We start from the raw sequence: 23063 nt of genomic DNA on the forward strand, positions 1-23063 counted from the left end.
AGGATATTAATACTATGAAATGGAAACTCTTAATTCTAATCACGACTCTATTCACGCTTGTTGCATGTGGCTCTGGTGGTTCAGACTCCAAAACAGTAACTAAACCGCTCAGCACTAACACAAAGCCTGTTGCGGTTATCACCACCGAGCAATCGGGGTTTAAAGTAAATACCACCCTCGTTTTTAGCGCAGCACAAAGTAGCGACCCCGATGGCGATGCACTCACCTATCAATGGCAATTAACCAGCAAAAACGAACAAGTAGAAATACCGATTACGGTTAATAATGAAAGTACCGTTGAGTTTTCAGTATCTGAAGCACAAGAGTACCAATTAGTATTAACCGTGAGTGACGGCAAGCTTTCAAGCGCACCTGCACAAAAACAATTCACCGTTACTGCAAATACCCAGCTAACTGCTAACGCAGGTAGCACACAAACCGTTAAACAAGGTGATGTTGTGCTTTTAAATGGCGCGCAAAGTAGCACAACCAGCGGCGCCATTAATCAATACAAATGGCAATTTATTACCAAGCCCGTAGCAAGTAATGCAACGCTTGAAAATGCGACTCAAGTAAAAAGCCAGTTTGTTGCCGACGAAATAGGCGAGTTTAAAGTTGAGCTTACCGTTACTGATTCACAAGGTGATACAGCAAGCACTGTCGTACTCATAAAAAGTGAATCGCTTAATTCTAATTCATCGCCACAAGCGGTGATAAACGTAGAAAATCAAACAATTGCTCCAAATGAAGTTGTTACACTTTACGGTAACCAAAGTACTGATCCCGATAAAAACGATACGCTTAGTTATGCGTGGGCAATTACAGCAAAACCCCAGGGCAGCACGCCGGCTCTTTCAAACATGCAAAATCATACCGCTGGGTTTTCAGCGTCTACAGCTGGAGATTACGCGCTTTCACTCACTGTTACCGATCAACAAAACGAAAGTGATACCGCATCAGTTACTTTAACTGTTACCACAAGCAATAAAGCCCCAATAGCAACACTTGAATCCGAACGTGATATTACGTTAAACGAATCAACCACTTTGCAGTGCCAACAATGCAGCGACCCAGACGGAGATACGCTGAGTTATAACTGGCAGTTACAAGCCAAGCCTGTAAATAGTGCATCGCAACTCACTAACAACACATCAGCAACGCCCTCTATTGTTGCCGATAAAGAAGGCGACTACGTTGTAGCGCTTACAGTGTCTGATGGGCAATTAAGTTCAAACCAAGCAACCTCAGCACTGCATGCCAGTAGCAATAAAAAGCCTGTTACTTTGGTAACTTATGAAACCTCCATAACGGTTGATGAACAAGTTTTACTTGATGCCTCGACTAGTTACGATCCAGAAGGCCAGCCACTAAGTTACCAATGGGAAATCATTTCGTCGCAAGGCCAAGCAACGCTTAGCAGTAATACAATATCAAAACCAACGTTTAGCGCATCAGTAGAGGGGCAAGTTGTTATTTCGTTACGCACTAACGATGGCGTGCAGTTCTCTGACACAAAAACCCTAACAATTGATGTAATACAAAACGCATTGCCAGTAATTAGCTTCACGGGGGAGCAATCGCGCTACGATGTAGTGGGCAATGCAGTTAAATTTGATGTAAGCCAAAGTTACGACCCAGAAGGAACCACTCTCGATTACGCTTGGACGCTATCAGCCCCTTCAGGTTCGAGCACCAGCTTAAGCAATACAAACCAAAGTATTACCGAATTTATCGCCGATATGACAGGTAGTTACACGCTAACCGTTGTAGCAACTGATGCAGATGGCTTTTCAAAAAGTGTGCAATTTTCAATTACAGTAACTAACTCTGCACAACTTACCGGTCGTATTAAAGGGCAACTCACTAATGTGCAAAAAGCGGCTATAAGCAATGCACAGCTAACAATTAATGGACAGCAGTACAGCACCAACACAAACGGCTTTTTTGATGAAGAGGTTAATTTAGCGCAAGGTGAAAAAATAACGATAACAACAGCAGATCAAAGGCTTGCAGCTGGGGAATATAACTCTGTAGCAATTACGCAAAGCAACTTTACTGTGGATATAGGCCAAAATAGCATGCCCGTTTTACAAGCTGTTGAGGTTTCAGTATTTGTGTGTGCTGAGTTTTCAGGCCCCGACACCGTTAACCTACGCTTTAACATGGTAGATACACTTTTAGCGTCAGATAGCTTTCAATTTAGCTTTGATCAAACAAAACCACTTACTTTACAAAAAAGCGGAAGTAGTTACCTCGATAGCGAATTAGATATCGACCTACCTGCATCTGCCGAATTTGAAGTAACAGTAATTGAAACAAACGTTGAAAATACAATCAGCTCAAACATTACTATTTACCATTCTGATTCAGGCCAACCGAGCTCAGCAATTATAAGTATTTGTAATATTTAGCCCCCAAATAAGCCCTTCAACATAAAGTGCTATTTTTAGCCCAGTAGTTATAACCATTAGTGTTATAACTACTGATAAATAAACAACTTTGAGCCATATAATCCATTGTATTTTATAAGCAGCTAAGCCATTCTAAAAGCCTTGATGTTATTAGGATAAACGCGTGTTAGAAATTGCTTTAATTTACTTAGCAGCAGCAATTGTAGCTGTGCCTATTGCTAAACGAGTCGGACTGGGCTCAGTATTAGGTTATTTAATTGCCGGAATACTCATTGGCCCTTATGCGCTGGGTGTTGTGGGCGATCAAACCGATGTAATGCACTTCGCAGAATTTGGCGTAGTAATGATGCTGTTTTTAGTGGGCCTTGAACTACAACCTTCGCGTTTATGGACATTACGCCACTCTATTTTAGGGCTTGGCGGCTTACAGGTTGTGCTATCGGCAGCGGCTATTTTTGCATTTTGTTATTGGTTTTTTGCCATGCATTGGCAAACCGCACTCGCCATTGGTTTAATGCTCGCGCTCTCCTCTACCGCTATTGTGCTGCAAAGCCTTGAAGAAAAAGGCTGGCTAAAGCAAGAAGCCGGACAAAACGCTTTTTCGGTATTGCTGTTTCAAGACATCGCAATTATTCCTATTTTAGCCCTATTGCCACTGCTTGCATTTGCCCCGCAAACTAGCACAAAAGATATTAGCGATTCGATTATTGCAAGTTGGCCGGTATGGCAACAAGTATGTGTATCGGTTGCGGTTATTGCCGCTATTATTGCCGGCGGTAAATATGTATCGGCGCCGTTATTTAGATACATTGCCCAAACACACATGCGTGAAATATTTACTATTTTTGCACTGTTTTTAGTGGTCGCTATTGCACTGGTTATGCAAAGTATTGGTTTATCGCCTGCGCTGGGGACTTTTTTAGCGGGCGTTGTACTTGCCGAGAGTGAATTTAGACACGAATTAGAAGCCGATATAGAACCCTTTAAAGGCTTACTTTTAGGATTGTTTTTTATAACTGTTGGCGCATCAATTAACTTTGAACTGCTATTTAACGAGTTTAGTACCGTTATTGCCTTAGTAGTTTTACTCATAGTAGTTAAAGCCTGCATTTTATTTGCCCTTGCCGTTACCTTTAAAATTAACAGCAAACAGCAGTTATTATTTGCCCTAGCGCTTGCCCAAGGCGGTGAATTTGCCTTTGTACTGTTAAGCGTAACAACTACCTTAAGTATTTTAACGCCCGAGCAAACCAGCCTTGTTACCTTAGTTGTGGCGGTATCAATGCTAATAGCGCCGTTATTACTTATGGTTTATGAGCAAATACAAAAACGCAGCAGCTGTGCTTTGCCTGAGTTTGATAAGCCAGAGCAAATTAGCACCGCTAAGCACGTAATTATTGCGGGCTACGGACGTTTTGGGCAAATTATGGGGCGTTTACTGCACGCGCAAGGCTACGAAATTACTGTACTTGATCACAGCCCTAGCCAAATAGAATTACTACGTCGTTTTGGCAATACCGTATTTTATGGTGATGCCGCACGCCAAGAACTCCTTGAAGCCGCAGGCGCGCACACCGCGCAAATGCTGGTAATTGCAATTGATAACCCCGATAAAACCATTGAGATAATTAAGCTCGCGCATAAAAACTACCCGCAACTTAAAATAGTTGCTCGCGCAATCGACCGCCGCCATGCGTATCAGTTACTTAATTTAAAAGTAGATGCGTTTAACCGCGAAACAGTCGACTCAGCTATTAACCTTGCCGTAGAAGCTCTGGAGTTACTAGGTAACACTAAGCAAGATGCCGAGCGCGCCGGAAAACTATTTAGAGACCACGATCGCGCTGCAGTTGTGCAACTTGCCGAGCTGTGGGGCGACGACGCCAGCTACGGCGTAGCCGTGCGCCAACGCATGGAAGATTTAAAGCAAGTGCTGCAACAAGATAAACAAGCACAAAGCGATTTAAATACCTGCGATAGCGGCGACTGCGAAGACGGCTTAACAGAAGTAGCGAGTAAACCTAAAAAGCCTGATGATGCTCATTTGGAGTAGCGTCTAAAAACTGATATGTGCTATTAGCGTGAGTTAATAGCACTGTGAATAAGTGCCACAATCAAATAAGTTGTCTGAAAGCATAGCTGTACTTTTTAGTTAGTGTTCAAAGCGCTTATATGTTCCACGCCAATCTAAGTTTTCAGGATATTTAACCTTATAAGCATTTATTTCAGCCTTAGAAGCGTACTGAAAATAGATAGAAAAATAGTCACTTATGTAGCTTTCGCCGTCACCCATTCTCCAAAATATATCGCTCGGATGATAATTTGGAAATTTAATCCAAGGCGGTTTTGGCGGAGTATGCTTTAACTTATTTTCATAACGCTCTTTAAGCATTTTATTCCAAGCAGCTCTATGCTCTAGATACTTACCCCATTTTTCATCGGTAGTGTTAGCTGGTTTTTCACTTCCCATTGATGAAATAGGTATAAGCATTAAAATAAACACTAAGACGGTGTAAATATTTATAAAATGACGCATGACTAAATATGAGCTTTAATAAATGCTTTTAGTTCTTCTTTTTCGGCTTCGTTTGTAAATGTGCTAGCTGGGATTATTAAAGCCAATAACTTGTCTACAAATATATATAAATCACCTTTATTTTCTTCCATTGCTTCAACGGCTTGCCATTTATAAAAGTAACTTCCAAGATGATTAGTCTCGCAAATGCCATCAGCTTGAAATTCAATTGTTTTATTGCCAATCATTACGCCATTTTCATTGGGGATTGATTGCTCTTTTAACTTATAATTATTGTATAAAAATACAATAATTAATATTAAAAATGGCACTGCTACAATTAACCCACTTGGCCAATGAAAGTCAGAAAGGCGAATAGACTCAACCTGAAAAAAAGTCATAAGAACAACGGCTAGCACAAACCATACAATCATGTTTTTTATAAACCCTAAACCTTTATTATCTTTAGGCGCACACAACTTTTTTATTATAAAATCAGCATAGTCGGTATAATTCTTTTTAGTAACAGTAATAGATTTGAGCATAGTAATGTCCATATAGAACGCTTTTTAGCGCACAATTAAGTTTTGTGTTTAAGTAAATAGCTAACTACAAGCGTGTATCAAGCTTAACCAACTCACCTGATAGTACATCAAAAATATAATAAAGTGCTTCACTCTCCGGCTTGGTATAAATTAATACCATATTATTACTAATTAGCTGATAGCCTTCAATATTATCCATAATAGATTTCAAGCCAGAGCCGTCGTATTCAGAAACTAATAACTCTTTTTGGTCATCACTATTTAAAAAGCCATTTTTATTTGTATCTTTTTGTACAACTGAGAAGATGTTTTTACTTAGAACGCTTTGGTAACTGGTTTCTTTTAATTGAACCGGAGAAAAGCCTACAATTAATACGTTATTTTTGAATAACACTTTGTTTTTCTCGCCAGCTTTAGTAAACATTAAATTTACTGCATTACGACTCAAACTCAGTGCTGATGAAATAATAATCTCAGCATTAGCGCTGTAAGGTTTTTGATTTATTATTTTGTCAGACGTGATTTCTAAAATGTGAACATCTTTGATTTGACCAATATAATTTTTTTGTAACTTTGGTTCTTCATCAAGGGCTACGCTATGTTCAATCAACTGAACCTTAGGCGCAGAATAGCCACTTTTAAAAAGATCACTAATAAGGCTCTTACCAATAGCAAAAATTACAACTATCGCAGCAATAAATAGTAATACCTGATTAGATTTCTCAATAAAATTCATAATACGTGTTCTCAACGCAAACTCCTTATAAACAACTGTTTCACCTTTGGTAATTAATTTTTTACCCATTTTATATTGGTTTGTTTAATACCTAGACCTTGCTTGAAGCTTACAGGAAACTCTAATGTGGGCTTACCAGCCCAGCCTCTTTCAAGATATAAATTGTAGCCGTCATCATTTTTTTCATATGTAACAGCGGACAACCAAATACCATCCCAATCACCTAAAAAATCCAGTTCAGCTAAAGTGTTTGGGTATACCCCATTGCGGGTTTTATGTAGTTCAATTAGAGAAATAGCAGATACAAAGTTTTGTGTACCAAATTTCTCATCGGCCCCAGTTACTTCAAAATCACACCCAGATAGTAATAAAACAAATAAAAGACTAAATATATACTTTGTCATATGAAGCAACTTCTAACTTTGTTTAAACATTGCCGCAGGAAAATAACAAGTGAGTCCATACAAAGCATATAACTAAAAGTACTCGCATTTAATTCCCCATATAACAGCTTTGTTAATAGGCACTGTTGCAAACATCCCTATTGCGTGGACTTCTATTAGTATCAAATAGCGTAAGTTATTGCCAACTATAAATAATTAGTAAAAAGTTATGCTCATTTATAAGAAGGGACGGTTATTCGAGGTATTGTTTAGGCGGAAGTATTTTAAATTCACTTTATTTTAGAGGGCGATTGGTAGCTCACCACGGCTTGCTGATTGAAGTATACATTTACCCCCAAAACAGCAAGCTCGTTTTACGCCACATTAAAACTCAACTAAAACCTAGTGGTGATGTCCGCCTTGAATAGCCTCGCCCTGCTGGTTATAAAAACCTGTTGCGCTGTGTTCTATAAAACCAAGGTTTATCATTTTTACTAAAAACGGGTCATTTTCGTTATCGCCAATGTCGGCGTAATCTGTGGTTTGAAAGCGATCCCATTGTGCAAATTGAGCGGTAATTAATGGCTCATCAGTGCTTACATTATTAAGGCTAAGCAAGGTAGTTGTTTGGCTTTTTTTATTACTAATACTAAATGTTTTAACTAATTTTGAATGCGTAAAAAAGGCGAGGTTAAAGTCGTTGCCATTTTCGCTCAATGTATAGTTCTTTACTTCATCGCAGCCTTTGCCTTGTGTGCTTACTAAGGTCATTTTTTTTATTAGGTGGTTATCCACCAGCTGACTTTTAGCACTCCAATTTTGCACGCCGCGTACTTCAGATGGTTGGTATTCAATGCCGCGTTGCTGGGCATTAAAGTAACGTATTGGTCGTATTTGATTATTGGCTAAGTGCTGCCAAAGCTCGGTTATTACTTCACTTTGATGCGCTACTTGCTGGTTGTTTCGCCAAAGGGTAAGTGACTCGCTACTTTGCTGCGCTTTATGGCTGTTGGTAATTTTATAATCGGCTTTTAAATGCTTAGCATCAATATCACATTGCGAGGCAAAGCTACTTGTACTTACAAGCGTGGCAATTATTAATAACGCTTTTTTCATTTAGCTATCTCTTATTTATATTTCAAGTTTATGGCAATAACATAACGATTAAAAATGTCAGCTTAATGACAAAAACCCCGCAAAGTAGGCGGGGTTTTTTATTTAGATATATTTAACTAAATTTATAACTAGCCGGTATTTATTGCGCTAGTTTTTCGTCTGCGGTTTTTACAAAGTCAGCGGCAAAGTCCATTACATGGAATAAAAAGCTTTGCTCGTTTGTGCCTGTTACCAAGTGTGCACCAGGTCCCATTGCATAAACGCCTACGTCTTCACCGGCATGTGTTTCTGAGCCCATTGGTACCAGTGCTTCTTGATGAAAGCCCGGTGTGGTTGTATCAACATCAGTTAAATCAACACGCCCTGTAACCGGTGCAAACGCGTAACCTGCATCGGCATTGGTCTCGCTACCTAGGTTTCTAAAGCCACCACCATTTGTGTAACCAACCGTTGTATAAGGCATATCGTCGGCAGCTAAGCTTGGCTCAGTAGCGCCGACTGCAACCACTTTACCTAAAATTGGGTTACCGCGTTTAGGGTAACCGGCAATGGTAAATACATGGCTGTGATCGGCAGTTACAACTATTAATGTTTCTTCTGGGTTGGTGTTTTCCATCGCCACTTTAACGGCTTTAGCAAGCTCAATAGTGTCGTTTAACGCGTTATAAGCGTTACCCGCATGATGCGCGTGGTCAATTCGACCCGACTCAACCGTTAAGAAAAAACCTTGCTCGTTGTTATCAAGTACGTTTATTGCTTTTTCGGTCATTTGTGAAAGCGAAGGCTCACCTGCTACATCGTTTGCACGGTCAGCCTCGTACTGCATGTGGGACTCATTAAATAAGCCAAACACTTTAGTGGCGTCGTCACTTATTGCATCAAAACCGGTTTGATCCATTACGTAAGTACCATTTGGATATTGCGTTTTCCACTCTGCGGTTAAGTCGCGGTTATCGGTTCGATCCCCTTCAACAGCACTTACTGCATCGGTTGAATTAAACGCGGCATCTTTTGGTAAAAAGTGACGACGACCGCCGCCCATTACTACGTCAATACCGTCTACATCAACACCACTAAAGCGTGCTTCTAAGTTGGCTTCAAAGTTAACTAGTTGCGATGCAATGTCTTCACACGTCGCGGCACTTTCTGGCATATCGGAGATATCTTCCCAGTTACGCTCTGCCGATTTAGCATACGTTGCAGCTGGTGTTGCGTGAGTAATACGCGCTGTAGAAATAATCCCTGTTGCTTTGCCTGCAATTTCAGCAAGCTCTAACGAGGTAACAAGTTCGTGCCCTTTGCCTGATGCACAATTACCACGTTCAACCGCTTCATCTATACCAATAACGCCTGCGTCGGTTTTAACACCCGATGCCATTGCGGTCATAGTGCCTGCCGAATCTGGCGTTTGCGCATCTACGTTGTATGTTTTTACAAAGCCTGAAAAAGGCATAGTTTCAAAGCTTAACTGGTGATCTTCACCCATTTCGCCCTCTAACTGACCCGCTAAAATACGTGCTGCGGTTATGGTAGAAATACCCATACCATCGCCCACAAATAAAATTACGTTTTTAGCTTTGCCTGATTCAGTAACAATGTTGCTACTGGCTGTTTGTGCAGCACCTAATTTTGTTTGTGCTTCACTAAACCAAGTATTACTAGTGAGCGAGGCTAACTGCTCGCTTGTTAGCGACGTTGCGGGTACATTACACACTAAATTAGTTGAGTTAACTTCGTTGCTATCTAGCACGTCGTTATTATTGGTATCTGCGCCTACTTGCGTCTCTACACCGCCATTAATGCACTGCTCAGAGCCCACTGCAATAGTATTATCTACTGCGATAATATTATTTTCATTTTTGTTATCGTCACTCGAGCAACCAGCTAGCGCGACCATTACTGCCAAAGAAAGTACCGTTAATTTGTTCATGTTAGCCGCCATTATTGCTGAGTTAATTCAAGAGCTTGATTAATTAGATGAAATACAACGTTTTGTTCAATTACACCTTGCGCTAGCTGAGCACCAGGACCTTTAGCATGTAAAGATATGTCTTCACCTGCGTGTGTTTCTGAGCCCATTGGTACGGTTGCTTCTTGGTGAAAACCTGGGGTTGTTGTATCAACGCCATTTAGCTCAACACGCCCTGCAACAGCAGCACTTGTGTAACTTGCATCAGCATTTGTCTCGTCGCCTAAATTTCTAAAACCTAAGCCATTTGCGTAACCGACTGTGGTGTACGGCATATCGTCGGCGGCTAGGCTTGGTGTTGTTGCACCTACTGCAACTACTTGACCTAAAATTGGATTACCACGCTTAGGGTAGCCTGCAATAGTAAATACATGGCTGTGATCGGCGGTTACTAAAATAAGGGTTTCTTCTGGGTTGGTGTTATCTACCGCAGCTTGCACGGCTTTAGCAAACTCAATGGTGTCGTTAAGCGCGTTGTACGCATTACCCGCATGGTGCGCGTGGTCAATTCGACCCGACTCAACCGTTAAGAAAAATCCATTATCGTTTTTACCAAGCACTTCAATTGCTTTAGTGGTCATATCGGTAAGTGAAGGCTCGCCCGCTACATCGTTTGCGCGGTCAGCTTCGTATTGCATGTGGGATTCGTTAAATAAACCAAATACTTTAGTGGCGTCATCCGCTATTGCATCAAAGCCTGTTTGATCCATCACGTACGTAGCATCTGGGTATTGTGTTTGCCACTCAGTCACTAGGTTGCGCTCGTCAGTACGGTCGCCTTCTATAGCACTTACTGCATCTGTTGAGTTAGCTGTTTCGTCTTTTGGTAAAAAGTGACGACGACCGCCACCCATTACAAAATCAAGGCCGTCTACGTCGGTCCCTACAAATCGTGCTTCTAGGTTTTTTTCGAAGTTAACCAGTTGCGATGCAATGTCTTCACAGCCACCCGTTACGGCATCTTCTGGCATATCGGATACGTCTTCCCAGTTACGGTCAGCCGATTTAGCATACGTTGCAGCAGGGGTTGCATGAGTAATACGTGCTGTAGAAATAACGCCTGTTGCAAGGCCTTTAATTTCAGCAAGCTCTGTAGCTGTAAGTAATTCATTACCTGCCACTGTTGAACACACGCCGCGTTCAATATCTTCATCTACACCAATTACGCCAACATCGGTTTTAACACCCGAAATCATTGCCGTCATCGTGCCTGCTGAGTCGGGAGTTTGGGCATCTACGTTATACGTTTTAACTTGTGCAGAGTATGGGAACTCTTCAAAGCTTAAATAACCTTCTTCGCCAGATTGGTTATTACGCTGCCCTTGCAAAATGCGCGCTGCGGTAAGAGTAGAAATACCCATGCCATCGCCCACAAATAAAATGACATTTTTAGCTTTAGTGGCTTGTGTAGCCTGCGCTTGTGCTGTTTTTGTTGTTAGTTTAGTTTGCGCAGCACTATACCAGCTGCTGTCTTTTTGGCTTTGCGGTAGTACATCTGCATGGCTCACTGCGCTAAACGCAAACGTTAGAGCGATTGCCGCAGCGACTTTTTTAATTTTCATTCATAATTCCCATTGTTTAGTGGTTATTTTTTGCTTGAAGTTAAAAATCTCAAATGAGTAACCGCTGCACTATAGAAAAAAGATATGACTAAAAAAGGTAATTTTGGTGAACAAAAAGTGACTAATATTTTACAAAAAAAAGACATAAAAAACGCAGCATGTTAAATGCTATAACTCTGGCTTAAAGCGACTGAGTTACACTCGCCTATGTTGATAGAACTGAGTATCGCCCGTATAACAAGTAGTTACTTTTCACCTTTTATATAGTGATTAAAAACGCCAATAACCTTTTGTTATTTTTTAATTACGCTTGCCTCCATAAATATAAAAAGAGGTAAAACTCATCAAAGTGGGCATAGAATCGATTATTAAAATAATTACTGAAACACTTTGGATTACATTATTAGCACCTAAATTTGCAATTTAGAGCCAGTCAATTAAATAATCTAAGATCCATATAAAAATTAAACAGATAAGTGATAGACGTTTTAAGCACTTGAGGTTTCTATTTAATTCACTTCAAAGAACACCACATAGAACATAACAAACTGATTTAAAAAGCTTTAATTTAATTTTAAAAAACAAATCTGCATAGGCGTTAGTAAACTGGCTAATAATTAACAGATAAAAAATTAGTACTTCTAAAATAAAATCACAATAAAGCTTGGTATACGGCTTAACTTACTGTTATCCTGCTTCGCATCGGGTTGATAGAAAACCCTATTTATTTGTAAGTACCACGTTGATATTAGTAATAATCCTTCGCGTTATCCTCAGTTAAATGTATGTTTTCTTCCTGTTAAATTGCCTTAATTTAAGGCGCACTTTTATTAATTCTTAGGATACTATTATGTCTAATACTACAACTGGTACAGTTAAATTTTTCAATGAAGCAAAAGGTTTTGGTTTCATCGAGCAAGAATCTGGTCCTGACGTTTTCGCTCATTTCAGCGCAATCTCTGGCGACGGTTTCAAAACTTTAGCTGAAGGCCAACGTGTACAGTTTACTGTTACTCAAGGTCAAAAAGGCCCACAAGCTGAAAACATCGTTAGCATCTAATTGCTTTCGTTAAATGGGTTAGCAATAACCCATTTTGAATACTAGTTTGAAAGAAGTTCTGTTTTATTTGTTAGTACCGAGTTGTTTTAGTAATAATCCTACACGATATCCTCAAGTTAACTATTTTTTCCGGCTCAATCGCCTCTTTTCAGGCACACTTATATTAATTTTTTAGGATACATATTATGTCTAATACAACTACTGGTTCAGTAAAATGGTTTAACGAAGCAAAAGGTTTTGGTTTTATCGAGCAAGAATCTGGCGCAGACGTTTTTGCACATTTTAGCGCAATCTCTGGCGACGGTTTTAAAACTTTAGCTGAAGGCCAACGTGTACAGTTTACTGTTACACAAGGTCAAAAAGGCCCACAAGCCGAAAACATTGTTTGCATCTAATTGCTAAACAATTTAGTGGGTTAGAGATAACCCATTAATATTTTTACCTTTATCATTTTTTAGTCAAATATCTTCAAAATCCTCCTCTGTAAATATTTTCCAAGCTCAATCTCATTTGTATACACAACTCATTAATTAGTACATTTTTAAACACATTTACGACTATCTCTCTTGAGCGAAAGCTTTGTATTGCCTACAATAGCGCATACTTCATTCAATATAGAATATGACCATGAACGACACTACCGCAAAACCTGCTTTACCAGATCGCCTTTCTATTAATCCACGCAGCCCACATCATGTGGAAGACGTTTTTGAACACGATATTGGTATCACGTTCAACGGCAAAGAGCGTTTTGATGTTGAAGAATACTGCATCAGCGAAGGTTGGATAAAATTTGCATCTCCAAAAGGGCTTGATCGTCGCGGGCAACCACTTTTACTTACAAGAAAAGGCACTGTTGAAGCCTTTTACAAGTAAGCTAATAATGCTTACTAAAAAAGCGACACCTTATTAGGTAGTCGCTTTTTTTGTGTGTTTTTATAGTGTTTTTAAATTTAATACCAATCTGCTTAATTAAGTGAGCTATTTTTAGTTAAGAAAATCGTGTCGATTACAAAGCAAAAATTTCGTTATTTAGTTGTTATCACTAATTGCTCCTGCATTGCTCTATCTCCTGCATCCATGCAGTCGTATATCAGAAACTTTTAACACAGTTAGCATCAGGTTTAAGCCCTCAAATTAATCAAGTATTATTGCTAATTGGTATAAAACTCGCCTTTTAAAGCTGAGTCTTTAATATAAATCAATATTCATTTAGTCGATGAGAGCTATACCACCATAATATAGGCATTAAACTATTTGATAAGATTAATTACCTGAGCACGGACAATCCTCATCTTCTTTTTTAAGACACTGGCGGTAGTTAAACCAATGTGCTACAGCTATAAAAGCTGAGCCAGTTAAAGTTAGCGCCTTTTCTGCACCTTCATGCCCTATAAAAATAGCAAGTAACATTAAGCACAACCCCACAATCCCAAAAGCCATATAACTAAACTGTTTATGTTTTTTACAGCCTAAGCTTAACGCAAGTAAACTTGTGGGTAGCACAGCCATTAATATCCATATATGAAACTGTTCGTTATCTAGTTGTAGTGCTGCCAAACTAGGTAGAAGTACTAAAATAATTGGCGTTGCAAAACAATGCACTGTACACATTAACGAAAGCCCTATTGCTAGACGATCCATTACACTTTGACTCGATTTCATTTTTTCCTCTACTAATCAATGTCTACAAATAAATATTTACTTTTGCATGAGCATTTAAATAACAATCGTTAATTACACTTGATACATTATAACATTTGAAGCACAATTGATACAATATAACATACCAAGAGTAAGGTAGAATGAAAAAAAAATCACAGTTAGCTCTTTTAATAGCCGCTTTATTTCCCGCGAGTGTGCTTGCAAAAACCATTCAAGGCACAGTGGTAAATACACAAGGCAGCGCTATAAGTAATGCTGTAATAGAACTTGAAGGCTCAGACATAAAAGTCACCACCGATAAAAACGGTCACTTTGTAATAGCCAAACTAAACAATGGACTCAAAGAGCTTCACATCGTTGCGCCAGGTTATGCGCATTTACATCGTGATATTACTATAGACACAGATGAAACACGCTCTGTATCGTTTACGCTTCAGCGCTCACCTATTGAAGTAATAGACATTGAGGCAACACCAATTCATATGTCGGCTATGGAGTCAGCCTCACCAGTCAGCGTTTTATCAGGCGAACAATTAAGGCGCGATCAAGCCGCTACACTAGGTGACACCCTTGAAAAACTCCCCGGTGTAAATACCAATTTTCATGGCAAGGTGGCGAGTACACCAATCATTCGTGGACTAAGTGGCCCCCGTGTACTTATAACTCAAAATGGCCTTGATGTAAGTGATGTGTCGCGCGTTGGCCCCGATCACTCGGTAGCATCAGAGGCTTCTACCGCACAACAAATTGAAGTATTACGCGGTCCTGCGACCTTATTTTACGGAAGTGGCGCTATTGGGGGCGTTGTAAATATAGTTGATAATCGCGTACCAACCGACAGCACAACACGCGGCGAATGGAACGTAGAGCACAACTCAGTAGATAATCAAAAAGTAGCCTCGTTTAATGCCACCACAGGTACAGACTCTTTTGCATTTTATGCCGATGCATTTTGGTGTGAGGCCAACGACTACGAGGTGCCTGTAGCTGCCGATATAGATAGCGATGGTGAAAGCCATAGTGGTGATTACACTGTTGAAAACAGTAATGAAGAGTCTGACGGTTTTACTGTTGGCGCTAGCTATTTAATGGATAACGGATTTATTGGCTTAGCAGTAGAGCAATTTAATCGCCAATACGGTATTCCTGGTCATTCTCATGGTGATGAAAGTGAGCATAGTGACGAGGAAAGCGTATTTGCCGATTTAGAGCAAACCAAAGTGCAATTACTAGGTGAATTCAATCTAAATAATAAGTGGCTAAACAAGGTAAATCTGCGCGCTGGCCATACCGACTACGAACACGCTGAAATTGAGGGTGGCGCTGTTGGCACTACCTTTAAAAACGAAACAAACGAATTACGCATAGACCTACTACATAACCAATTTAGCGAGTGGAATGGCGGCTTTAGTTTTCACTATAAAAATAGTGATGTAGAGGCGCAAGGTGAAGAAGCTTTTACACCGCCATCAGAGACCGAAAGCTTTGCTGTAGCGTTAATGGAAGAAAGGCACTTTGGCGACTTTTTAGTGCAATTAGGTGGCCGAATAGAGCGCGTAGAACTTAACGCAAGCAATGTATTACTGCCAAGTATTGATGCTCATGCACATAATGAAAGTGATGAACATGACGATCATAATCACGAAGAAGAAACCAATTTTACTCGCGTATTTGATGCAGAGCATGAATTTACGCCAGTCAGTTTGTCGGCCGGTGTAGTATGGGACTTTACACCTAACTATAACTTAGGGCTTTCGGTATCGCGCTCAGAGCGCGCACCTTCTGCGTCTGAATTATTGTCGTTTGGGCCACATATTGGCACCGCAACTTATGAAGTTGGCGCCTTATTTGATTTAGATGAAGATGGCCATTTAGGTTTGTCTGAGCAAACAACAGACCTAGAAACTGCCAATAATATTGATTTAACCTTTCGTAAAATCCAAGGTGATATTGGCTTTATATTTAACGCTTTTTATAACCAAGTAGACAACTATTACTACCAAATAAATACCGGCTTATACGCCGACAGTGGCCACAACCATGATGAAGATGAGCACAATCATGGCGACGAGGACGAGCACTCAGAAGAGCTACCCGTTTATTTATTTAAAACAGATGATGTAATTTTACACGGGTTTGAAGCGCAAATTGCGTGGCAATTAACAGATGAATTTAAGTTAGATTTATTTTCAGATTATGTACGTGCACGTTTAAAAGACGGCGGCGACCTGCCGCGTACACCTCCACTACGTTTTGGCAGCGAGCTAAGCTACAACAGCGAAAAATTAAGTGCGCATATTCATGTAACTCGCTACCAAGATCAAGATCGCACGGCTCCTGAAGAAACCGCAACAGACGGTTACACCCTAATTGACGCCAGTGTGAGTTACGACCTATCGATACTTAATCAAGACCTATCTCTGTATTTAAAAGGTACAAACCTAACAGATACAGAAGCACGCGTGCATAGCTCATTTTTAAAAGAGATAGCGCCACGCCCAGGACGAAGTTTCGCACTTGGTATTCGCGGTTACTTCTAAAAAGAATTTTAAATAAAGGGAAACTAATATGACCAAATTATTCAAACTAAAATTGATAGCACTTGCAGTAAGCAGCACATTAATTACCGCCTGTGGCGATGCAGAAACCAACATTGTAGAAAAAGATCCTATTGCTGTGGTAGATGACGAGCATGAAAGTGATGACGAGCATGACGACGGCTATACCATAAGCTCATTTGGCAGGCTTGCTGTTCTGGCAGGTGACAGCAACGAAGCGAGCTTTTTTGATTTAGACGATAACGCACTACTTGATACGTTTGTATTAAACGATGACTCAAACACGTTATCTGCATCACCTGACTTTCGTTATGCTGTTATTGCTAATCGTACTCAAGATTACCTAGGGTTTATAGACGGCGGTATGTGGCGCGAAGATCACGGCGCTCATTTACATGATTACGAGCAAAGCCCGGTGTTTAGTAATTACGAGCTTACAAGCGGCAGCCGCCCTACACACTTAATAACTCACGACGGACAATTAGCAATATTTTACGATGGCGATGCAGATTCAGGCGCTTCTGCTTCGGTTGAAGTATTAACCGATAACGATATTACCAATGCAACAGCCACACTTACTGGCATTAACTACGATATTAACATGCATGGTGTAGCTGAGCCTCGCGGTGAACATTTACTCTCAACCATTCGTCGAGACGATGCAAGTAGCACATCTAATGCCAAAGTACTTCCCGATCAAGTGGGTGTATATCATCTTCACGATGGTAATTACGAACTAGAGCAAACGTTAGAAGTAACCTGCCCCGATTTACACGGCGCAGCACAAAATCACGATTATGTTGTATTTGGTTGTGGCGATGGTGTATTGATTGCTCACCAGCAAGGTGATGTATACAACGCTAAAAAAGTTGTAAATATAAACGCCGTAGGCGCTCAACGTATTGGTACTTTGTACGGCCACAAAAACAACGACACAATTTTTGGCATAGCCGCAGGACACGATGGCAGTGATTCAGTATTACTTAGCATTCATCCTGAAAATGCCGAAATGGAAGAAGTAGAATGGCAACTTGCTGATGGCGCAAGTGCTGTATCTTATTCTTTTTCAGCCAGTGGTGAACACTTTTTAGTACTCGACAGTCTAGGCTTTTTAAATGTACTTACAGGACATGACCATGACGGCGAAATGCACTGGGAACTCGCAGGCCAAGTAGATATTACTCAAGCAGACGTAACCACAATGCCTGAAGGCATGAAGTTTACTATGACAGTGGCGCAAAATGGTCAGTTTGCTTACGTAGCCGACCCTATTGCTCAACACGTTGTACAAGTGCACTTAGAAGACCTAGAAATTGAAAGTGAGGTTGAGCTTACTTTTGCCCCAAGTGCAATTACTTGGCTGGGTATTGCGCAAGAGGAAGACGATCACGACCATTAATTTAAAACTAGCACTTTAAGTTAAACCCACAAAGCAAAACACCCGTAATTAGATTTACTAATTACGGGTTTTTTACAGCTATTTATTTAGCTCTATTGTTACTTACGGCGCCAGCCACTCCATACATCATCTATATCATCGGCTTTATTTTTTTTCTTTTTCTTGCCTGTGCCTTCTGGTTTTGCCATTGGCTTTTCACTTTTAAGCGCCTGTGCAGCATCAAGGTTAGCTTGGTTTACAGCAAAGCCTGTAACCTCTTCACGCTCTAAGCGTAGTTTGTTTTTCTTCTCGATAATTTTAAAGTGATGTAAATCTTCATAATCAACTAATGAAAGCGCTAAACCAACTTCACCAGCACGGCCGCTTCGGCCAATACGGTGCATATAATCAGAAGGGCTGCGTGGTAGGTTAAAGTTTATTACCACTGGCAGCTTCTCAATATCTAAACCACGTGCAGCAATATCGGTTGCGATAAGTACTTCGATTTCGCCCGCTTTAAATTTTTCTATTACACGAGTACGCTCACTTTGGCCTTTATCACCATGAAATACTTGTGCGTTAACACCGCGTTTTTCAAGCTTAGCCGCTAAATGCTCACAGTCTTTTTTAGCGTTCACAAAAATCAGCGCTTGGCGCCATTTATGCGTTTTAATTAAATGTGCTAAAACTGTGGTTTTTTCACCTTTGTTTACGGTAAAAACACGCTGTACTAAGGTGCTTTCATCTTTGTTTTGTACTTGTATTTCAACTGGGTCGTTTAAAAGCTCTTGCGTTAATAGCTTAACTTGCTCAGGGAAAGTTGCTGAAAACAACATGGTTTGTTTTTTAGCAGGCATTAACGCTAAAAGATCAGCCAGCTCTTCGGTAAAGCCAAGGCTTAGCATACGGTCGGCTTCATCAAGCACAAGCGTAGTTACATTATCGAGCTTAATCGCATTGCTTGAGATTAAATCAAGTAAGCGACCAGGTGTTGCCACAATAATATCGGCGCCGCCGCGCAGTGCCTGCATTTGTGTATTAACCGACACACCACCAAACACGGCCACCGTTTTAATTGCACCATTAAAGTTAGCAGAATACGATTTAACGCTATCGGCCACTTGCGTAGCAAGCTCACGCGTCGGTACTAAAATAAGCCCAGTTACAAAGTTACCCTTGCTTGCAGTATTTTTAGCGCCCTGCTCTAGGAAAGCTTTTTGCAACATAGGTAATGCAAACGTTGCTGTTTTACCTGAACCGGTATTTGCCCCTGCAATTAGGTCACTGCCCGCAAGCACACTAGGTATAGCCTTAGCTTGAATTGGCGTAGGCTGGGTATATTCCAAATCGGTTAATCGAGCTAATAGCTCTGGAATAAGGCCAAGTTCGGAAAAAGTGCTAGGGCTTGTGGCTGAGGTCATATTTATTACGGGCTTATTGCTAAAAAATTAGCCTGTAATTTTAGCGTATTTAGCGCTTATTAAGTAGAGATTAGTGATTTAAATAATAAACCAATGAAAAAAGTAGCACTTATTTTTATGGTTTCATCTTATCGACTTCAAAAAACATACTGCTCCCAGCTATCATGAAATTAACTCCCTTTACTCCATTGAAAACGAACAGGATTTGATAATTTAATAATATGACCTTCTGCCATTGCTCTCTTTAACCAGTCAGTAACTTGGCTTTTATGGAGATCTAAGCCCGATGTGATATCTGTAATATGTACTGGTTCAACTGCGAAAACCTGCATATTTTGGATAAAAAGAGAGTAAAAATCAATTGAAAACTGGTTAGTTTGAGTAGCAGGTATTGGCTCTTCTTGAGTCAAAGCTTCTGAACTACTCGAACTTGATGCAATAGATTCATTCAATGAAAACATATCATCTTGAGGGCTAACATCAGCAATTTGATTAAATAAACTTTCTAGCTGTAATTCATCTAAATTGCCACTACACCACTGAGCACCTTCAGAAACTAAAATTTTATTCCCCGCTTCAATATCATTGGTTGGTTTAATCCACAGAGGCACCCATTGTTTCTTGATGTTCTCTCGAGCACCATTCCAAGTGCCACCTTTCGTACCTGAATGAACGACCACAGCAACATCAGAAAGCGTATAAATATACTTGTTTCTAGACATTGCATTTCCAGCATTAAACCCTGCTTCAGGGTAAAAAGGGGATATCAAAACTGTATTACCTTGCATTAAACCATTGCGCCATTTTGCTGAGGTTGCAGCTCTTAATAAACTGTCGGCCATAATTCCAATAACATTTCCGCCAGCACCAATTGCACTCAACATGGATGTTTCATCAACCCCCCTAGCACCACCAGAAACTATTCCAATACCGCTTGCTGCCGCTTTTTGGCCTAAGCCTTCTGTAAACCTTAAATCCTCGTCACCAACATTTCTAGAACCCACAACAGCTATTCCGCCACTATTCAGTAAATCCTTGTTACCACAGCCGAATAAAACTGGGGGAGCATCATTGCGTAACTTTTTCTTTAACCTTTTAGGGTATTCTTCATCAGCTCTGGTTAATATCCATAACCCTGATCTTTGCCATTTATCTACTGCTAAGGCTAAACTATGCCCCCTTGCTAAAAGCTCAGAAACTCTTTCTGAGCTGGCTTTTACATCTTGCCAACGGCTCAAAATGTCGTGCTGTTCATCTCCTAAAAGATCCGCAGGTTTATGCTTTTTATCATAAAGCCAATGAGCAAAGCGCCCCCATTCAGTAATGGTCAGCGGTTTAGCTGCCCCTTTGATTGGTTTACTAAAATAAGACGTAAGCAATAAAATTGCTTGGGCATTGTTTGTTAAATTCATCAATCACTTACCGATGTAGAAGCTAAGGCGACAGGGTATACCTTACCGCTACCAGCTTGTTGTAAAAGTGCAGCAAGTACCGTTAATGTCCATCCTGAGTCAACAATATCATCAACTAAGAAAACACTTCCATCTGGTACGGGTTCTTCAATATTAAAAACACCATCAAGATTTCTACATTGATGGAAGTGATTTTGTTGTTCTTTTTGAGGAGCATTCGCTCTAACTTTTCCAACGGCATCGACAAAAGGCAACCCTAGTCTACCAGCTAATCGCTGTGCAAAGTTTGGTACAAGTTCAGTATGATTTAAAGAAGGTACACAACAAACCCATGTAGGAAAATCTTCAGGTTGCCAGCGTTCTTGTATTAACTCAACCGTTGCTTCAACAAGTTCATCTGAAAAGTGGTTGTTATGCTTGTTATCGGCAACCATTTGTCCCCAGCCCGCATCACCCCAACGAGAAAGCTCTCGGCCTGGCTGGGCTCTCAAAGCTTCTGGTAAGTCACCTCTAAAGCCATATTCAGCAAAAGCATTACTAGCTACTCGAATACGAGGTTTTATTATCCTTTCGGCATGTTTTAAGAAAATAGCGGCTTGATGAACAAGCCTACTATCAACTACTGACGAAATAAGCTCTTCGTTTAAACAGTTTTCACATTTACCACAAGGAGTTAGACCATCATCATCTAAAGCGTCTCTAAGAAAATTCATCAAGCAATTTGGCTCTTCCATATAGCTTTGAATCTCTTGCCATTCATCTTCCCTTTGTTGTGTTAAGTGAGCAATACGTTCCCTATCCATAGTGTATGGAACAGGTGTTCTTCGCCATTGAGATCCAACTTTGATAACCGGGGCGGGATTTTCTACTCGAAGTAATTTTAATACTTTATTAATTTGTCCATTGCTTAAGTTGGTTTGCTCTTCTAATCGAGGTACTGACAAACCATCACAGCCTGCTAATACTCGTAATATTTCATTCACCTGGTACTCAGCAGGGAACGCATTTCCTCTGAAAAAATCATGAATATCCTGATCTTCTTTACCTGACAACAACACACCAACAGCGTTATCGATACCACGACCTGCACGGCCAACTTGTTGGTAGTAAGAAACGATAGAACCTGGTGCTTGGTAATGGAACACAAAACCTAAATCAGGTTTATCGTATCCCATACCTAACGCAGTAGTTGCAACTAACACATCCAAGTCATTTCTAAGCAACATTTCTTCTAAATACTGTCTGTAACCATTACTGTCTCTACTACCATTATCAAACGTGAAATCAGGATGTGTTACTTTGCCATGATAAGATAAGGCATTAATGTTATTTTGTCTTAACCAAGCAGCTACTTGATCAGCGTCACGAGTAGTTAGAGCATAAACAATACCTGTTTTTTGAATTTGAGGAATTGATTGAGCAAGCCATGCTAAGCGTGATGCTTGATCTGGCAATATATTGGTTTGTAATCCCAAACTATCTCTAATAAGAGGACCGCGCTGAATCTGTATATCACCTAACTGAGTTTGAATATCCTCAACAACTCTATTATTAGCTGTTGCAGTAGTACCTAATACAGGAGTATTGGCTGGGAGGTTGCCAATGATGTTTACTATACGTCGATAATCGGGTCGGAAATCATGCCCCCAATCAGAAATACAGTGAGCCTCATCAATTACCATTAACGCCACTCTATCTGATATCGGCTGTAATACCGTTTCGATAAAGCGGTCATTAGCTAATTTTTCTGGTGAGATTAACAAGCAATCAACTTCGTCATTCAAAATACTCTGAGTGACAGCTTTCCACTCATCAGTATTAGATGAATTTATGGTTACTGCATTTATGCCTAAGCGCCTGGCTGAATCAATTTGGTTGCGCATTAACGCCAGAAGTGGGGATATTATTATGGTTGGCCCCACATTCCTATCACGGAAAATTTTGGCACTGATAAAGTAAACGGAGCTTTTACCCCAGCCAGTACGTTGCACAACCAGCAATTTCTGGTTTTGATTCACTAATGCATTAATAGCTTCCCATTGCCCATCACGAAACGTGACTGTGGTATCAGCCAATGCGGTTTTTAAAAGTTGTTCTGCTTGTATTCTATCCATTGCTCAATCCTTTGATAGTTAGACTTACACGGTAATTTCTCACAGTGTATTAGTTTGGGTAGTAGATCTCTAATTTAGCACTAAATTAAGTAAATTTTACAATTTTTCTAGGAATTTAAGTTATTCGGGGTAGATCACCCAAATCTAATAAGCTCTGTGAACTTGACTTAACCTGAACAACAAGAAAGCATAACCTCACACTGAACATCCTCTCTTGT

The 23063-nt window shown here is 40.3% G+C and carries 18 protein-coding genes; 7 read left to right on the forward strand and 11 right to left on the reverse strand.

Translation table 11 applies throughout. The features are described 5' to 3' along the window. Positions 1-14 precede the first annotated feature (14 nt). A complete protein-coding gene (locus tag AOR04_RS17160; RefSeq protein WP_096793993.1) occupies positions 15-2411 on the forward strand; it encodes a PKD domain-containing protein in 2397 nt (798 codons plus the stop codon). Positions 2412-2574: 163 nt separating this feature from the next. After that, the gene (locus AOR04_RS17165; protein ID WP_096793994.1) at positions 2575-4464 is read left to right on the forward strand and encodes a monovalent cation:proton antiporter-2 (CPA2) family protein; all 1890 of its coding nucleotides are present in this window, start codon (positions 2575-2577) and stop codon (positions 4462-4464) included. Positions 4465-4563: 99 nt separating this feature from the next. Here the strand turns inward: AOR04_RS17165 and AOR04_RS17170 are convergent, their stop codons facing one another. From AOR04_RS17170 to AOR04_RS17200, 7 genes are all read right to left on the reverse strand, one after another. Continuing rightward, positions 4564-4947 carry a hypothetical protein gene (locus tag AOR04_RS17170; protein WP_096793995.1) on the reverse strand — a complete coding sequence of 128 codons (384 nt, stop codon included), beginning with the start codon at positions 4945-4947 and terminating at the stop codon, positions 4564-4566. Positions 4948-4949: 2 nt separating this feature from the next. Beyond that, positions 4950-5471, reverse strand: coding sequence for a YcxB family protein (locus AOR04_RS17175; RefSeq protein ID WP_008136062.1), 522 nt, complete (start codon positions 5469-5471; stop codon positions 4950-4952). A gap of 64 nt (positions 5472-5535) precedes the next feature. Then, positions 5536-6276: a hypothetical protein gene (locus AOR04_RS17180; protein WP_096793996.1), complete on the reverse strand. Its 741-nt coding sequence runs from the start codon at positions 6274-6276 to the stop codon at positions 5536-5538. Further along, positions 6261-6611, reverse strand: a complete 351-nt coding sequence (locus tag AOR04_RS17185) for a hypothetical protein (RefSeq protein ID WP_096793997.1) — start codon at positions 6609-6611, stop codon at positions 6261-6263. Before AOR04_RS17185 ends, AOR04_RS17180 begins: the two co-directional genes overlap by 16 nt. Before the next feature lie 381 nt (positions 6612-6992). After that, a complete protein-coding gene (locus tag AOR04_RS17190; protein ID WP_096793998.1) occupies positions 6993-7706 on the reverse strand; it encodes a hypothetical protein in 714 nt (237 codons plus the stop codon). A 139-nt stretch (positions 7707-7845) separates the two neighbouring features. After that, positions 7846-9636: an alkaline phosphatase gene (locus AOR04_RS17195; RefSeq protein WP_096794156.1), complete on the reverse strand. Its 1791-nt coding sequence runs from the start codon at positions 9634-9636 to the stop codon at positions 7846-7848. Between the two features lie 11 nt (positions 9637-9647). Then, positions 9648-11237 carry an alkaline phosphatase gene (locus tag AOR04_RS17200; protein WP_033030560.1) on the reverse strand — a complete coding sequence of 530 codons (1590 nt, stop codon included), beginning with the start codon at positions 11235-11237 and terminating at the stop codon, positions 9648-9650. An 850-nt stretch (positions 11238-12087) separates the two neighbouring features. On the opposite strand from AOR04_RS17200, the gene AOR04_RS17205 reads away from it, so the two are divergent. The 3 genes from AOR04_RS17205 (at position 12088) to AOR04_RS17215 (ending at position 13173) form a co-directional block, all read left to right on the forward strand. Further along, on the forward strand, positions 12088-12297 hold the full coding sequence (locus AOR04_RS17205; protein WP_006792548.1) for a cold-shock protein: 210 nt from the start codon (positions 12088-12090) through the stop codon (positions 12295-12297). 185 nt (positions 12298-12482) lie between these two features. Next, positions 12483-12692, forward strand: a complete 210-nt coding sequence (locus AOR04_RS17210) for a cold-shock protein (RefSeq protein ID WP_007377377.1) — start codon at positions 12483-12485, stop codon at positions 12690-12692. Positions 12693-12924: 232 nt separating this feature from the next. Further along, positions 12925-13173 carry a DUF3297 family protein gene (locus AOR04_RS17215; RefSeq protein WP_007377376.1) on the forward strand — a complete coding sequence of 83 codons (249 nt, stop codon included), beginning with the start codon at positions 12925-12927 and terminating at the stop codon, positions 13171-13173. Positions 13174-13563: 390 nt separating this feature from the next. Here AOR04_RS17215 and AOR04_RS17220 read toward each other — a convergent pair whose 3' ends face one another. Continuing rightward, positions 13564-13962, reverse strand: a complete 399-nt coding sequence (locus AOR04_RS17220) for a MerC domain-containing protein (protein WP_033030558.1) — start codon at positions 13960-13962, stop codon at positions 13564-13566. Positions 13963-14102: 140 nt separating this feature from the next. Here AOR04_RS17220 and AOR04_RS17225 point away from each other — a divergent pair, with 140 nt between their 5' ends. Together AOR04_RS17225 and AOR04_RS17230 are read left to right on the forward strand one after the other, a co-directional pair. Further along, positions 14103-16502, forward strand: coding sequence for a TonB-dependent receptor (locus tag AOR04_RS17225; protein ID WP_096793999.1), 2400 nt, complete (start codon positions 14103-14105; stop codon positions 16500-16502). A gap of 28 nt (positions 16503-16530) precedes the next feature. After that, positions 16531-17919 (forward strand): 5-methyltetrahydrofolate--homocysteine methyltransferase, encoded by a 1389-nt coding sequence (locus tag AOR04_RS17230; protein WP_096794000.1) that lies wholly within the window; start codon positions 16531-16533, stop codon positions 17917-17919. Between the two features lie 98 nt (positions 17920-18017). Here AOR04_RS17230 and AOR04_RS17235 read toward each other — a convergent pair whose 3' ends face one another. From AOR04_RS17235 to AOR04_RS17245, 3 genes are all read right to left on the reverse strand, one after another. Further along, entirely contained in the window at positions 18018-19319 is a 1302-nt protein-coding gene (locus AOR04_RS17235) for a DEAD/DEAH box helicase (protein WP_096794001.1), read from the reverse strand. A 170-nt stretch (positions 19320-19489) separates the two neighbouring features. After that, positions 19490-20731, reverse strand: coding sequence for a DNA-processing protein DprA (locus tag AOR04_RS17240; RefSeq protein ID WP_096794002.1), 1242 nt, complete (start codon positions 20729-20731; stop codon positions 19490-19492). Continuing rightward, complete coding sequence (locus tag AOR04_RS17245; protein WP_096794003.1) at positions 20731-22845, reverse strand: RecQ family ATP-dependent DNA helicase; 2115 nt, start codon at positions 22843-22845, stop codon at positions 20731-20733. The genes AOR04_RS17240 and AOR04_RS17245 overlap by 1 nt, the downstream gene beginning before the upstream one ends. Between the last annotated feature and the right edge of the window lie 218 nt (positions 22846-23063).

The organism is Pseudoalteromonas sp. 1_2015MBL_MicDiv, assembly GCF_002407505.1.
GTDB classification, from domain to species: domain Bacteria; phylum Pseudomonadota; class Gammaproteobacteria; order Enterobacterales; family Alteromonadaceae; genus Pseudoalteromonas; species Pseudoalteromonas fuliginea.